This is a genomic window from Acetobacter sp. DsW_059, assembly GCF_002153695.1.
GTDB lineage: Bacteria > Pseudomonadota > Alphaproteobacteria > Acetobacterales > Acetobacteraceae > Acetobacter > Acetobacter thailandicus.
The window spans coordinates 1-15,224 of sequence record NZ_JOPI01000058.1; the positions used below are offsets into that span (position 1 = coordinate 1).

12 protein-coding genes and 1 pseudogene are annotated in these 15,224 nt (G+C 50.9%); 1 reads left to right on the forward strand and 12 read right to left on the reverse strand.

All coding sequences use genetic code 11. From position 1 onward, the window contains the following. Positions 1 to 924: 924 nt before the first annotated feature. Positions 925 to 1,899 carry an MBL fold metallo-hydrolase gene (locus HK25_RS11160; protein ID WP_086636252.1) on the reverse strand — a complete coding sequence of 325 codons (975 nt, stop codon included), beginning with the start codon at positions 1,897 to 1,899 and terminating at the stop codon, positions 925 to 927. A 520-nt stretch (positions 1,900 to 2,419) separates the two neighbouring features. On the opposite strand from HK25_RS11160, the gene HK25_RS11165 reads away from it, so the two are divergent. After that, positions 2,420 to 3,205, forward strand: a complete 786-nt coding sequence (locus tag HK25_RS11165; RefSeq protein ID WP_086636253.1) for a siderophore-interacting protein — start codon at positions 2,420 to 2,422, stop codon at positions 3,203 to 3,205. A 111-nt stretch (positions 3,206 to 3,316) separates the two neighbouring features. On the opposite strand, the gene HK25_RS11170 is transcribed toward HK25_RS11165, so the two are convergent. The 11 genes and pseudogenes from HK25_RS11170 to HK25_RS11215 all read right to left on the reverse strand — a co-directional run bounded on the left by HK25_RS11170 (position 3,317) and on the right by HK25_RS11215 (position 15,155). Then, the gene (locus HK25_RS11170; protein ID WP_086555320.1) at positions 3,317 to 4,147 is read right to left on the reverse strand and encodes a phosphoenolpyruvate hydrolase family protein; all 831 of its coding nucleotides are present in this window, start codon (positions 4,145 to 4,147) and stop codon (positions 3,317 to 3,319) included. Next, positions 4,134 to 5,354, reverse strand: coding sequence for a Tm-1-like ATP-binding domain-containing protein (locus HK25_RS11175; RefSeq protein ID WP_086636254.1), 1,221 nt, complete (start codon positions 5,352 to 5,354; stop codon positions 4,134 to 4,136). The genes HK25_RS11170 and HK25_RS11175 overlap by 14 nt, the downstream gene beginning before the upstream one ends. Positions 5,355 to 5,371: 17 nt before the next feature. Then, the gene (locus tag HK25_RS11180) at positions 5,372 to 5,686 is read right to left on the reverse strand and encodes a putative quinol monooxygenase (RefSeq protein WP_086636255.1); all 315 of its coding nucleotides are present in this window, start codon (positions 5,684 to 5,686) and stop codon (positions 5,372 to 5,374) included. Between the two features lie 51 nt (positions 5,687 to 5,737). Further along, positions 5,738 to 7,114, reverse strand: coding sequence for a PLP-dependent aminotransferase family protein (locus tag HK25_RS11185; RefSeq protein ID WP_086636256.1), 1,377 nt, complete (start codon positions 7,112 to 7,114; stop codon positions 5,738 to 5,740). Positions 7,115 to 7,116: 2 nt separating this feature from the next. Further along, the gene (locus tag HK25_RS11190; RefSeq protein ID WP_086636257.1) at positions 7,117 to 8,160 is read right to left on the reverse strand and encodes an ABC transporter substrate-binding protein; all 1,044 of its coding nucleotides are present in this window, start codon (positions 8,158 to 8,160) and stop codon (positions 7,117 to 7,119) included. Positions 8,161 to 8,184: 24 nt separating this feature from the next. Beyond that, complete coding sequence (locus HK25_RS13410) at positions 8,185 to 8,667, reverse strand: gluconokinase (protein ID WP_233127815.1); 483 nt, start codon at positions 8,665 to 8,667, stop codon at positions 8,185 to 8,187. A gap of 93 nt (positions 8,668 to 8,760) precedes the next feature. Next, positions 8,761 to 9,462, reverse strand: a pseudogene (rpiA, locus tag HK25_RS11195) (ribose 5-phosphate isomerase A); the annotation flags it as partial. Positions 9,463 to 9,486: 24 nt separating this feature from the next. Then, positions 9,487 to 10,233, reverse strand: coding sequence for a 6-phosphogluconolactonase (gene pgl / locus HK25_RS11200; RefSeq protein ID WP_086555314.1), 747 nt, complete (start codon positions 10,231 to 10,233; stop codon positions 9,487 to 9,489). Between the two features lie 56 nt (positions 10,234 to 10,289). Beyond that, the gene (locus tag HK25_RS11205) at positions 10,290 to 11,165 is read right to left on the reverse strand and encodes a Cof-type HAD-IIB family hydrolase (protein ID WP_086555313.1); all 876 of its coding nucleotides are present in this window, start codon (positions 11,163 to 11,165) and stop codon (positions 10,290 to 10,292) included. Positions 11,166 to 11,272: 107 nt separating this feature from the next. Beyond that, positions 11,273 to 12,271 carry a phosphogluconate dehydrogenase (NAD(+)-dependent, decarboxylating) gene (gnd, locus tag HK25_RS11210; RefSeq protein WP_086636258.1) on the reverse strand — a complete coding sequence of 333 codons (999 nt, stop codon included), beginning with the start codon at positions 12,269 to 12,271 and terminating at the stop codon, positions 11,273 to 11,275. A gap of 28 nt (positions 12,272 to 12,299) precedes the next feature. Next, positions 12,300 to 15,155: a bifunctional transaldolase/phosoglucose isomerase gene (locus HK25_RS11215; protein ID WP_086636259.1), complete on the reverse strand. Its 2,856-nt coding sequence runs from the start codon at positions 15,153 to 15,155 to the stop codon at positions 12,300 to 12,302. Positions 15,156 to 15,224 lie beyond the last annotated feature (69 nt).

A 15,224-nucleotide genomic window follows, 5' to 3' on the forward strand; every position in this document is an offset into this window, starting at 1 on the left:
AACGGTGAAACACAAGATGCCTTCAGTGTCACCCATCAATTCAGATTAAAGTGGAACTGCTCTAGGGCTCGTCCTCTGTCAGTCTCCCCATTTGATGCGCTCAAAAAGGTAAGTAGCCGCTCATAGAAAGGATCGTCTAAAGCTGGTCGTTCCACGCTGATGTTCTCCTAAACTTGGCGTATCGAGCTACATTCGTGCTGACTACGCGAACGCCCAATTTTTATAGATAATTACGCCTTGCAGTCATAGATGTGTCTGAGATCGGGAATCTAGGCTCAGGATCTATTAACTCATTGGACTGAGCGAGACGTTGTGATTCACAGGCTTACCGATGGAAGGTGAGCCTGTGAATGATGCATTTTTGCTTTTTGAACACCAGATGGAGCGGATTAAGCCGCTTTTCCCTCTGGTGTAATGCTGAGAATTAGGCGGAAATTAAGCCCATTCTGTTAGATAATTATCGTTAAAACTTATTGATATTGGTGGCTCATAAAATATACGTTAGACAAAATAACCCCTTGATTTAAAAAGAAGAGAAGTTAGACACTTCCTGTTTTTGCGTTAGACACTTTCTCAAATTTATCCATTGCCTCCTGTACCATTTTTTGCTGTTCAGCAGAACGTGTGTATCTCATCACCTCCGCTAGGCTCAGTTCAGGAAATTAATAGGTTCTGAGCTTAGCTATCGTGTAGCGCATACTCATCGTGAAATCTGACTTCTGGCGCAATACTGAGGATGAGTGAGGGAATAGAACCTGCCTCAATGAAAATTGGATAATACATTTTTCTTACTTACCGGGCTATTTTAGCCCGGCTTTTTTTTTGATTACTTCGATTAAAACTTTACCCAAGTTCCTTTTTAGGGTGGGAAACCGTCACAGGGTCAGAAAAATTCTGTAACGTATATTAATGGTTTAATAGCTATTATGCTTCTTTCTTCCAGGCCCGACGAATACCATCCCCGGTAAGCGGATTCATGGTCCAGTCAGGGAACTGAGCGTGAAGTATAGTAGTGACTTTTTCTACAGCCTCATCTTCAGAAAGACCACTTTTCTTAGCTTCCCGGGTTTCTGCAATCAGTGCTGTCATAAACGCTTCTTCATCTTTAATGAGTTTTTCACCCGGCCCTGGGGGACTGTGATCAGGAATAACCAGTTTGGGCTTAAGTGGCGCAAGAGCCTGAAGTGTGTGAAGCCATTCTTCTGGGCCGATACTACCACCAAGAAATGTTGGTGTAGCAAGATTCTGCACGACGTCTCCCGTTACGAGAGCCTGATCTTCTGGAATGTATACTAGTGTGTCGCCATAAGTATGTGCGGGGCCAGCCCAGAAAATACAGGCATGCACATCGCCCAGATCAAGTGTTTTTTCACCGTTAAAAAGTTCGGGCTTGCCGTAATCCGCGTTACTCAGTGCTTTTGCATTGTGAATACGAAATCTTTCGAGCATGCGTCCTTTGTCAGCATTCAGTTCATCCTGCTGAATACTCGGGCGCAGTAGCTTCGTGCCGGCAGGAAAGCCGCCAAAGCCTGCGGCATGCTCGGGGTGAAAATGTGTTGTTGTGAGGTAAACTGGCTTACCAGGAGCGAGGCGTTCTACTTCTTCTGAAATGACGTGTGCTGCTGCATTCCCCAGTCCGGTATCGACGACCAGCACAGCTTTTTTACCAATAATAATCGGAATATTAGGATAGCCCGGAATCATCCAAATATGGGGACTGAGCTGTACGGTTTTACTGGCATCAAGTAATGGTACAGTTGCTCCTGCCGGTACAGCAGGAATAGTTGGGGCCTGAAGTGCAGGTAAGGATGCCCCTGAAGCAATGCTGATATTTAAGGATAAAGATATTATACAACAGTAAAAAGAAACGTGTTTCCAGCGGGAATGTGCTTGCGTCATTAAAAGGGCCCTGTTGCGATTAATATGCCGTCAATGAATAGACCATTGCTGTTTCAAAATTCATAGCCAGAATACGCCGGTCATCTATTCGTGATAGGCTACACGCCAGAAGATGAATAAATCTTACATCAAGAGTGAAAAACTTTTATCGATTTTGTAAAATATAAAACTCGCGCTGTAAAAGTAGCATGAAAAATCGAAGAAAACTGCCGTTTTTTTAAACACAGCTATGTCTGCCTCGAAAACATGTTTGCAACCCATATTGCAGCACATTTCATCTTCTATCTTAAAGAATGAGCCTGGTTAGAGATATATTCTGTTGAGGTCAGAAGTATCGGAAATTTCTTGACACGTGAAAGGAAAAGCGCACTAACTGAAGCGGATTAGGCCAAGCTTCATAGCTAGGCCTCGTAGGCGTTAACGTGAAACAACGCACAGCAACTGACAGCGGAATGCTGGCAGCCTGTGCGTCTGTGTATCCACAGTCACCGGTCTGTCGGCATGACAAGGATACACAGGCATGAAACTCTTCCAATCTTTTCGTAATCGCGGTGACGGCCCCGAAGTTCAGCGGGTAAGGCATGAACTCAACAGGCGCAGTCTTGAGGTTCGCGTCGTCGAACGTCTGTCCCCGCACATGATCCGTATTACGCTGGGCGGAGCAGAGCTAGCTGGATTCAGCAGTCCCTCTCCCGATGATCATATCAAGATTTTCATCCCCGGTCTGGATGGTGCTCCGACCCGTCGCGATTACACGCCGCGCCGTTATGATCCGCAAAATGGTAATTTGATTCTGGATTTCGTTAACCACCATGGTGGGCCAGCAGCGGCCTGGGCACGGGCCGCCAGGCCTGGTGATCGGCTTGAAATTGGTGGGCCACGTGGTTCCCAGATGATCTCCGGCGTAATCGACCACTGGCTTCTGGTCGGCGATGAAACAGCGCTGCCTGCAATTGGTCGACGTGTCGAGGAGCTTCATGCCGGGGCTTCCGTCACTACTGTCATTGCTGTGCCTGGAGCTGAAGACGAACAGGTATTCGTCACGGATGCGAGGCATGCAGGACACTGGGTTCATCGATCCATGGATATGGCAGATGACGCTGCTGCCATTCTTGATGTTTTAAAAAATATTCAAATCCCGGAGCGGACTTTCGTCTGGGTCGGAGCCGAAGCTCAAGTAGCAAAGGCTATCCGTCAGTATCTGCTGGAAGAATGTAAAATTCCGGCAAAGTGGATCAAGGCTTCTGGTTACTGGGTGAAGGGTATGGCTGATGCCTCAGTCAAAGATGTCGGAGACACACGCTGAGGAGGCGCAGATGATAGGTTGTTCATACTTTCCCGCTCCTGACGATGGCATAGAGCCGGCTGATTTTTGCTGCTATTCAGGAGCAAAAATCAGCCGTTCCCGGTTAATGATTTATCGGGTCATTGCTTTAAAAGTTTGTGTTTGTTCAATCAGCGCTGTTTCAGCAGGTAGTCGCTCCATGCTCGAAGCGCCATAGAAACCATGGCAGTCAGGGCATGCGTTCAGTACTTTCTGCGCGTCAGCCGGCATGGCAATTGGTCCGCCATGGCACAACAGAATAACATCGTCGCGTACACTTTTGGCAGCCTCAGAAATTTCATTAATGAGCTTGATAGAATCTTCCAGAGTAAAGGCGGTTTCAGCGCCAATACTGCCGCCTGTGGTCAGCCCCATATGAGCCACCAGAATATCAGCACCTGCGCGGGCCATATCTTTGGCTTGCTCGGTGTCAAAGACATAAGGCGTTGTAAGCATGTCTTTTTTATGCGCCCGGGCAACCACATCGACTTCCAGGCTGTAGCTCATGCCGGTTTCTTCAAGGTTTTTGCGGAAATTACCGTCAATCAGACCAACTGTCGGGAAGTTCTGAATCCCTGAAAAGCCTGCACGTGACAGATCATCAAGAAAAACATCAAAATTGATGAAAGGATCAGTGCCGTTAACACCTGCCAGCACGGGGGTATCGGGTACTACAGGCAGAACTTCGCGTGCCATTTCCATAACAATCTGGTTCGCGTTGCCATAGGCCAGAAGCCCGGCAAGAGAGCCGCGTCCTGCCATGCGGTAGCGTCCAGAGTTATAAATAACAATAAGGTCAATCCCACCGGCTGCCTCACATTTTGCTGAAAGACCTGTGCCGGCACCACCACCAATAATAGGCTTACGGGCGTCGATGAGTTTACGCAGGCGGCCGAGGATAAGATTACGTTCAATTTTTGGCATAATGTTCGTGCTCCCTGAAAAGCTGAGTGAGTTCATCCGCCATTGCCTGAGCAAAAGCAGGATCATTAATTGTCAGTGGCAGACTGATAAAACGCCGCTGTTTTGTTTGTCTGAGGGTATCAAGCAGCGCATCGCGAAAAGCGCTGTCAGCTGCCGGGTCGTGAAAAGGCTGGCCGGGGCAGTCAAGCTGAGAAAAACCGCCTTCCGGGTAGTAAAAACGCACAGGACCATCGCAACGGTTAAGACGTTCTCCGATTATGTGTCCTATTTGCCGGCATTCTGCCGGTGTGGTGCGCATCAGGGTGATAAACGGATTATGCTGAAGCAGAACCCGGTTACGATAGTGCTCAGGTACAGTTTCTATGGCCCCGAAATTGACCATGTCGAGACCACCGCAACTGCCAACATACGGGACACCCGTCTGAGCAATACTTTCAAGACGTTCGGCTGTGCAGGGAAAAATCCCACCGGCGACGAAGTCACAGAACTCTGTTGTCGTGACATCAAGCACACCACGCAGCATACCTTGTGCCACAAGGCGCTCCATTGATCTTCCACCTGAGCCGGTAGCGTGAAAAACCAGACACTCAAAGCTGCTCCCGAGTGTACGTACTGCTTTGGCAACGCAGCTGGTGGTTACACCAAACATGGTAATACCAATCGCCGGTCTGGTATCGGCAGGCGGGGTATAGTGGTGGTGTATCATCCCGCTCATGGCATTGGCGGCATTCGCCAGAACCGTGCGTGAAATACGGTTTAAACCCTGCAGGTCAACCACAGGATAAATCATAGCAATATCTGATTCACCTACATATGGCTCAATATTACCTGAAGCGACGGTTGAGATCAGAATTTTGGGTAATCCGACGGGAAGGCTCTGCATAGCAGGCGCAACAATGGCTGTACCGCCTGAACCTCCAATCCCGATAACGCCGCCCAGAGTGTCACAGCCGGGCAGAAAGTGTCTCAGTGCTTCAGACATAGCGGTTATTGCCCGGCCACGTTCACCGCAAAAAACAGCCTCAGCGCCCTGAGGGTGATGACTGGCAACAGTGCGTGCGCTGATATCTGCCTGGTATGAGACTTCGCCCGTGCTGACATCCACAACTCTGGTGCTCACACCGCGTTCTGTCAGAACAGCGCGGAGATAATCGAGTTCTTCAGACTTTGTGTCGGCTGTGCCAAGAAGGTAGACGCAGAGTGTCATTATGCTGTGCCTCGTTTTCAGGCAGGAGCCGTTATGTCTTCAAGGAAAGTCACAGTTAATGGACCTTCCGAGCCACGTTCCAGCATAGCTTTTAGTGCTAAAAAATGAGGCTGTTTTTCATGTTCCTGAATTGCCTCCATGCTTTGCCAGTGTTCGATAAAGACAAAATGCAGCGGGTTATTGATATCCCGGCGACAGGTGTAGGAAAAATTTGTTGCCTCCTGGCGGGAGGCCCGTACACAAGCCGCGACAACGGGTAAAGCAACGTCGAGATAGTCTTTCTTAAGGTAAAATGAGGCGACAATTGTCACCCCCTGAGAGGTCTGGCGCACTGGCTTTCTCCGCACGTTGGCATGAGAGGAGCCTAACTGAAAGAGACACTTTTAGTATATTGGAATAGTGTCACGTGACACTATTTCTTCAGCATGCATACAGGCCGAGCGTATACGTCTGAGTGCCTCAGGTAGTGCACGAAAGCTGATATTCCCCAGTGCCAGGCGTATACCGGTCGCTGCCGGTGCTGAAGTCGCCTGAAATGCTGTGGCCGGGGGAAGAGAAATGCCCAGAGCATGTGCCTGCTGAATGACATGAGGGGCCAGCGTGGCAGAGACTGGCATCCAGATATGAAAGGCATGGTGGCGTGGGGTAACAGCCTGTGGCAGTTCGGTCAGAACGAGTTTCTGGCGACGTATGGCTTCGTGCAGTAAAGAGTGTCTTACACTTTCTGCCGTGCCGTTTTCCATCCACTGGGCCATCATTGCGTAAGAAAGTGGGGCAATCATCAGTGATGAGGCCAGCAATACAGGGTGACAGGCTTCAAGGTAATCTGCTGGTGGAATAAGAGCGCCTATCCGCAGACCCGGACTGAGAATTTTTGACAGGCTGCTGATATGAAATGTCCGCTCAGGCGCAAGCTCCATCAGTGCAGGGCGGGATGGGTCACGTTCTGAGAGATAAACACCATCTTCTATAATCAAAGCATCAAATTTTTTACAAAGTGCAACAATATCCCGGCGGCGTTGCAGCTCCATAGTTGCCGTTGTGGGGTTGTGCATGGTGGGGGTCAGATAAATAACAGCGCGCTGATGTTTGTTACGCTGTAAAATATCTTCGAGAGCGGAGGGCAGAAGACCCTCTTCATCCATCCTTGCAGCATGAACAGGAAGCTGGTTTTGATGAATAGCCCCCAACATGCCAGGATATGTTTGCTCTTCCACCACAGCATAATGTGCATGTCTGCGTATGACGGTGATGGCAACATTTAATGCCTGTTGTGCACCCGATGTGAGCAGCAGTTGCTCGGCACGTGTGTCAATGCCAAGCCCTTCAAGCCAGTGTGCCATAATCCGGCGGTGTTCGAGATGCCCCGCCACCGGAGGGTAGATATTGAACAAATCAGGGTCGACCTGTTTTGCAAGCCGGGTGAGCGTTCCAGCGAGTGCTTTGTTGCTGAACATAGGCGGCGGCATATTGGTTGCCAGATCAAACCGGGTAGTAGCATTTTCGTGCCCAACGGCAACAAAAGTGCCACGGCCGTGCACACTACGCACCAGTCCCCGCCGTTCAAGTATAGCGTAGGCTCTGGTGACGGAGCCTATGCCAATGCTAAGGCGCCATGCAAGGTCGCGATGTGCAGGAAGGCGTTCATTGACCTGAAGCTGCCCTGAGAGGATGTCATTACTCAGGGCTTCTGCCAGTCGTTCTGCGGGAGAGGTTGTGCCATCAGCCAGATGAGGGGCCCAGGAAGACTGGCGGCGCATCGTTATAATGCTGCGGGAGGCTGAGCGTTGAGGATACGGTTAATGTCGTCTTCCGTCAGGGTGTATCTGAAAAAATCCTGATAAAAATCACGGGTATCTTTGCGTATATCTACATCGTTAAACAGTGCAGGGTGAATAAGTTTCGCTGCCCATTTTAACTGAAGCAGTGCTTCACAGCCGTAGCGGTCCCACGGAAAAACACCTTCAGGGTTGATGGCCCAGCGGTTACTGCGAAAAGCCTCAAGGGTTCTGAGGGGAGAGGCAGCATCAGGAGCCCCTGCTGCCGGATCAAAGATGATAATATCGGGCTGCCAGGCGACAATCTGTTCGAAGCTCACTGGCCGGTGGTTGCCTGACACCGTAGCTGCATTTTTCCCGCCGGCAGCTTCAATCCAGCTATTGATGAGGGTGTCTGTGCCATCTATCTGCAGCGGGGCGAGGCGGGCAATATGCAGCACCCGGGGTTTATCTTTTTCAGCCAGTGTGTCTGTACGTTTTTTGAGGAAAAGAAGAGTATCTTCCATCTTCTGACGGTAATGCTGTGCTGTTTCGCGTGCCTGGGCAGTGTTCAGAGCCTGCGCGGTCATGTCGAGTGACTTCAGCATAGCCGGTAATGTGATGTACCGTGCATCCAGAGTTGTGAGGGAAAAGCGGCGTAAGTTTTCAGCCTGGGCCTGACCGGAAACGAAAACAAGGTCTGTCTTTTGTGTCAGTAATTCTTCCGGGCTGACAGCCCCAGGCCTCACTCCCGTGCGGGCATGTCGTAAAGCAGGGGCTATTTTAAACAGCCATGGGTGTTCAGCCGGGCTTTCGGCTGAGGTTGTGATGTTTTGTGCCGCTCCCAGCATGACAAGAATTTCGTTATGAGCAAACCATAAATCAGCAATAGAGGCAGGGTGAGGTGGCACAGAAACAGCTGTGCCGTCCATATCAGTTATCTGCCGGTTTTGCTCAGAAGCCGTTGCTGCTGTCGAAAAGCAAAACGCAGAACAAATGAGGCCGAGTGCTGGTAACTGACGTTTCAGGAGGGTCTTATTTACTGGCATGCCTCACTCTGTTTTAGTCTGATATCAGAGAGTTCTGAGTTTATGAATAACGGTGGCAATAATCTGACTGGGAGATGCAGCGGCATCTATCGCAATAGACAGCTCATCCTGCTGTGGCGGTTCAAGGGTCTGAAGCTGGCTGGGGAGAAGTGTTGCCGGCATATAGTGGCCTTTACGCTTTTCCATGCGCTGGCTCAGAGCGTCCTGGGTGCTGTAAAGATAGACAAAAACAGGGTTGAGGCCTGATGCCCGCAGCTGGTCCCGATAGATACGTTTGAGGGCAGAGCAGGTGAGAATTGCTCCGCTATGCCGGGTGGCACAGTTTTCCATCCACTCACGGCAGCGTTCCAGCCATGGCCAGCGGTCTTCATCGGTCAGAGGGGTCCCTGCAGCCATTTTTTCAACATTATGGCTGGGGTGAAGGTGGTCACCTTCCTGATACGGCCAGCCCAGCTCATTTTGCAGGCCAAGAGCAATTGTTGTTTTGCCACTGCCCGATACACCCATAATGACCAGGAGTTGTTTTGGTACGCTCAGAGCAGACTCTTTTCCTGTTGCCGGGGGCAGAGAGCAGGCAAGGTGCTGTGGTACTGAGGTGCCAGGTGTGGCAACCGAAAGACCTTCAGGGCCGGCGATAATGGCACGCTCTGCCATATGCAGAAACAAACCATGTTCGATAACGCCAACAATGGCATAGATATTGCGGCTCAGCGCATCCGGGTCGCTAATTGGGCCGAATACGCAATCGGCTATCAGATTTTTTTCATCGGTGACGTAAAAGGAGCCATCGCGGTTTTTGCGCACGGAAACCTGTGCGCCCAGACGTGCGAGGTGAGAGATCGTCAGTTCCCAGCCAAAAGGCACAATTTCAACAGGCAGGGGACAGCTCTCGCCCAGATGGTCCATATACTTACTGGTGTCTGCAACGATCACCAGCTGTTTTGCGGCCGAGGCGACAATTTTTTCGCGCAACAGGGCTCCACCGCGCCCTTTAACCAGGTTGAGGGTGGATGTTTCAATCTCATCTGCACCATCAATAGCAATATCCAGCACTGTGTGCTGACCAAAGGTCGTCAGAGGAATGCCTTCAGAGAGAGCCTGCTGCTCTGTAACGTCAGAGGTCGGAATAGCACTGATGTGCAAATTCTCATCCCTGATTCGCCGGCCGAGTGCAGCGACAACAAAAGCTGCGGTTGAGCCTGTGCCAAGGCCCACGACCATGCCATCTCTGACCAGTGTTACAGCGTGTTCCGCCGCCTGTTTTTTAAAGACGGATGCGGGGTCAGGAGCAGAAGTGGTCATGGTCGTTCTCTTTGTCTGTTCTTATTATTTAACACAGTCAGGGGTTGCTGGTTCATCCAGAATCCAGCGCACATCATCCATGCCTGTTATGGCACTTGCAGGGCAAGAGGGATCTTTCGACATCACTTTTTTAACAGCTTCTTTTTTACCGGCTCCTTCAACAAACAGAACCAGATGACGACTGGCATGAATGGCCGGATATGTCAGAGTAACCCGTGTATAAGGGGCAACAGGTGGCACGCAGCTTGAAACCCAGGCGGTTTTTTCGTTCAGCACAGGCTGGCCAGGAAAGAGAGAGGCTGTATGGCCGTCATCACCCAGCCCGAGGAGGTTGAAATCAAACAGCGGGCGGTCTTTTTCAAACTGGTCTGCGCCATAAAAACGTTTTAGCAGTGCTTCATAACTTTTAGCAGCTTCTTCCGCCGTGCCCGTAGCCGGAATCGGATGGATATTATCTGCCGGGATCGGTGCACGGGAGAACAGAAGGCGCTGCAACATACCATAATTACTGTCCTGATGATCATGAGGTAAAAAGCGATCATCGCCGATAAAGAACTGCATACGTGCCCATGGAAAACGGCTGACATAAGGTTCAGAGGCCATCAGGCTGTAGAGTGGCTGTGGTGTTGACCCGCCTGAAAGTGCAAGAGAGAAGGGGCCATCAGTTTTTTCTAAGGCCAGTTTTAGCAGCCAGTCAGCAAGATGATGCGTGGCTTCAGACGCATTTTTGAAAATTTCAACGGGCGCTGAGGCAGTGTCATGTCCTGACATAGAAAGAACCTTTTCAGATCGGAGTGTTATTAGTTAACGCCAGCAGAAGCGGCTGTTCAGGATTGTTTCTGCTCAACAGAAACAGCACGTGGCAGAACCAGAGTGCGCATGGCTTCAGCCCAGCCTTCCTGACTGTTTGAGGCAGTGATGTAATGTGCTTGTGCCATGACTTCGGGTGAAGTCTGTCCCATAGCAATGGCAAGCCCTGCCTTGTCAAACATTGGCAGGTCATTATTCATGTCGCCAATACAGGCAACCTCGTGCGGTGCCACACCATACATCTCGGCAATTTTACACAGAGCATAACCCTTATTGGCGTTGAGTGGCGTCACATCGAGATACCACTGAGAAGAGCGGGCGACGCTGGCCCGGCCTTCCATCAGGCGGCCAATTTCAAGCTCCTGGTCATGCATCATCGTGTAATCAGTGCTTGATCCGGTGACTTTACCGATGCCGGACATATGTTCAGCAAAATTATCAACAATGACCGGTTCCTGACGGATAACCCTTTTTTCTGTTGCGACATAAGGGCCGGCACTGTTCTTAATCAGCCAGTCATGCCCGCGAAACAGCCAGGTATCCAGATGGTGCACGTTGCACATATCAAGCGTGTCAGAAATGACATCAGGGGGCAGGGTCAGCTGGGTGTGTATCGAGCGGTCAGCATTGTAAACGCTGGCGCCATTAAGCGCTCCATAAGGCGTGGTCAGGCCGATAGCATCGAGGTACATCTCGATACCCGCCGGGGGGCGGCTGCTGACGAGGCAGACCGGAACCCCCGCTGCATGCAGAGCGCTGATTGTCTCTATGCTGCGTGGTGTGATTTGTTTTTCAGGTGTGAGGAGTGTGCCGTCCATGTCTGTGACGACAAGCCTGATATGGGAGGCGGGAGAGTTTCTCTCCCCTGATGAAGCACTTATATTAACCGGCATAGTGGCTTACCTTCCCAAGCAAGGTTGCAGGCTCAGAACCTGGTACAGCGGGTGCTGTATACGGGTTCTGTCCTGCTGATGTTATGGTGCGCTACCATAGCAACTTGTTATTTAGTTTCAACGTGTCCGCCAAAACCAAAGCGCATTGCAGAAAGAACTTTTTCTGCAAAGGTGTTATCCGTACGTGAACGGAAACGTGTGAAAAGTGCTGCCGTCATGACAGGTACAGGCACACCTTCTTCAATAGCAGCTTCGATGGTCCACCGGCCTTCACCGGAATCGCTGACTTCGCCGGAGAACTCAGACAATTCGCCATTTTTTGCCAGGGCCTGGGCTGTCAGGTCAAGCAGCCAGGAGGAGACAACGCTGCCACGACGCCAGACTTCAGCAATGTCGGCCATGTTGAGTGAGAAGCGCTCATCTTCAGCCAGCAGAGGGGAGTCTTTGCGGTACATGACGTCAAAGCCTTCAGCGAAAGCCTGCATCATGCCGTATTCAATGCCGTTATGCACCATTTTGACAAAGTGGCCTGAACCAGCCGGACCACAGTATAGATAACCCTGCTCAGCACGCGGGTCGAGGTCCTTACCTGTGTCACGGCCAGGTGTGCGGGGTACATCGCCCTGACCAGGTGCAAGAGCAGCCAGAATAGGGTCAATATGTTCAGCAGCTTCAGGTGTGCCGCCATACATCATACAATAGCCACGCTCCAGCCCCCAGACACCGCCTGACGTGCCGACATCAACATAGTCGATGCCTTTTTCAGCCAGCGTTTTTGCCCGGCGAATATCATCTTTATAGTAAGCGTTACCGCCATCAATAATGATATCACCTTTTGTCAGAAGGCCGCTCAGAGTGCTGACGGTTTCTTCTGTAATCTGGCCTGCTGGCAGCATTGACCAGACAATTTTTTTCGGACCGTTCAGTCTGGATACGAGGTCTTCAAGGCTGGTTGCTGCAACAGCTTTGCCAGCTTCGGCACGCTGTACGGTTTTTTCAACAACACTGCTGTCGCGGTCATAAACGACAACATCATGACCGTGGCGTGTCAGGCGGACGGCAATATTGCCGCCCATTCTGCCCAGTCCGGTAATACCTATCTGCATTCTGTATTCCTTTTTTTAGTCTTGTATTTTACACAGCTGCATGGAGTTCCTGAGCCAGTAAGGCCAGGCCGTCTTTCAGTGATCCACGAATATGGACGCGCAGAGCCCGGCGGCCACGTTCGGCCAGGACATCAAAATCACCTCGTGCCTGAGCAGCTTTTACAACCCCGAATGTATAATTTTCGCCCGGGACAGGCAGATCGTGACTGTCATCTGCTGTGATCTGCAGAAAAACGCCGCTGTCTGGTCCACCTTTATAGGCCTGGCCGGTAGAGTGCAGGAAGCGTGGGCCAAACTCGGCTGCCGTAGCGACAGTTTTCGCATCTCTGATTTTCAGACGGTTGTGCTGAATCCACTCAAGTGTGGCGGCATCACGCTCAATATAAGCGAGAAGCCCAACGTAATCGCCGGCTTTAACCCGGTCGAAATGCGCTTTCAGGATGGATCTGGCATCAGAGCCTTTCAGAGCGCCGGCATTTGCCGCATCAGCAAAAAAAGCAAACGGACCATGCTCGGCAAAAGGTTTTTCGGCCGGCAGGCTGCCTGTTTTATTATAGGCATCAGTCAGCTTGCGGGTTTCAATTTTACTGGCTTCAACATCAGGCTGATCGAACGGGTCAATGCCAAGGAAAGCACCTGCAACAGCTGTTGCCAGCTCCCAGCGGAAGAACTCCTGTGCGATCTGGCGTTTGTTGTGCAGGGTGATTGTTAGCACGGGCTGACCGGCATCAATCAGCGTTTTGATAGCTTCATCCTGCTCATGGCTGTGCGCTGATGCCAGACGCAGATAGACAAAGAGACGGTCTTTGCCATAGCGGGCCGGACCGGCAAGGGTTTCACCATCAACAGGGATAATACCTTTGCCATGTTTGCCGGTTGATTCAGCAACCAGCTGCTCCATCCACGCTCCAAAGCTGGCAATCGCAGGTGAGGCAATGATGGTCAGCTTGTCACGTCCATACTGCGTTGCAGCGACACCCAGAATAGTCCCGAGGGTTACACCGGGGTTTTCAGCTGGTGGCGCACTGGCATCACTTGCGCGTACGCCATGCAGGGCATCATTAAGGAACGCTTTGAGCGGAATGCCAGATGCTGCAGCCGGTACAAGACCAAAGTTAGAAAGGATGGAATAACGGCCGCCAATTTCAGGCTCACCTGCAAAAATTTTCCAGAACCCGGCTTTTTTCGCATGTGCTTCAAGTTTTGAGCCTGGATCAGTGATCGCTACGAAATGTGCACTGGTTTTATCGCCCAGTGATTTTCTGGCCAGGTCATAGAAATAAGCCAGCATAATATTTGGCTCAAGCGTGCTGCCCGATTTGGAAGCAACGATGAACAGCGTTTCAGCCGGATCAATTTTGCCAGCATAGGTAGCAACCTGCTGTGGGTCTGTGCTGTCGAGCACATACAGGTGGCCATAGCCTTCATGTTTGCCAAAAGTTTCTGCCAGCACTTCCGGCCCAAGGCTTGAGCCGCCCATACCAAGCAGGAGAACCTGCTTAAACCCGCGGGCTTTGACTTCAGCCTGGAAACTTTCAAGTTCGCTCAGATGCGACAGGCGATTATCAACAATATCAAGCCATTTCAGCCATTTGCTTTCTGGTCCACTGGTCCAGACAGAGGCGTCTTTTGCCCATAGCTTGCGAATAGTGCCTTTTGCCTGCCAGTCAGCCAGGCCTTTTTTAACGCTTTCGCCCAGCTCTGCCGGAAGAGAGGTTTTCAGGTCTGTCAGTTTGTCAGCCAGCAGGGTTTTCTGTTTGGCTGCAACAGAGCCGAGCAGCAGGTCAAATGCCTGCTCGAACGATGTTACACCTTCATCAACCAGGGTGGCTGTAACCCCGTCAAGATTGAGGCCAAGGCGTTCTGCTTCAGCCAGAATATGGCGTGAGCCTTCAATATCCTGCGTCAGTGTTTCGCTTACCGTGCCGTGGTCACGGAAGGCATCCATTGTTGCAGGCGGAATGGTGTTGACTGTGTCAGGGCCGATCAGGCTGTCGACATAAAGCACATCGCTGTATGCTTTGTCTTTTGTGCCTGTTGAGGCCCACAGCAGGCGCTGCGGCTGTGCACCGGCAGCCTCGAGTTTTTTCCAGCGATCAGTTTTTACAAAATCCTGCCAGTAAACATAAGCAATACGGGCATTTGCTATGGCTACTTTGCCGCGCAGTGCTTTCAGGGCTTCTGCTTCTTTGTCACCAGCTTTAACGCGACGGTCAATTTCAGCATCAATTTTGCCATCAATACGGCTGACGAAGAAAGACGCTACAGAGGCAACGCGTGAGAGGTCTCCGCCTTTTTTGTGGAGTTCTTCAAGGCCTGAAACCCATGCTTCAACAACGGCTTTATAGGCAGAGAGTGCAAAAATCAGTGTGACGTTGACGTTGATGCCTGCAGCAATTGTCTGACGAATAGCAGGAATACTCTCCGGTGTAGCCGGAATTTTAATCATCAGGTTTGGCTCTGAAACGTCGTTCCAGAGACGCACTGCCTCGTGTGCCGTACCTTTTTCGTCGCGTGCGAGGTAAGGAGAAACCTCAAGGCTTACAAAGCCATCACGTGCTTTGGTACTTTTATAAAGAGGGGCAAGAATATGTGCTGCTGTCTGAATGTCTTTAACAGCCAGCTTTTCATAAAGTGCACCGGGAGAGATGATGTCATGCGCCAGAACAGATTTGATCTGTGTATCGTATTCTGTGCCTTCGCCCATAGCTTTCTGAAAAATGGCGGGGTTTGAGGTCACACCACGCACGTCACCGTCTTCGACAAGGCGGGTGAGTGAGCCATCTTCCACAAAAGAGCGGCGGATAAAGTCAAGCCACGGAGACTGCCGGACGGTTGCCAGCGCCTGAAGAGGGTTAACACCTTTTTTATGAGACGTGGTCATTGGACATCCTTCATTCTGTCCCTGTTCTGTCAACTTACTCTGGCAGAACAGGGTTAAGTGTATCAGGTC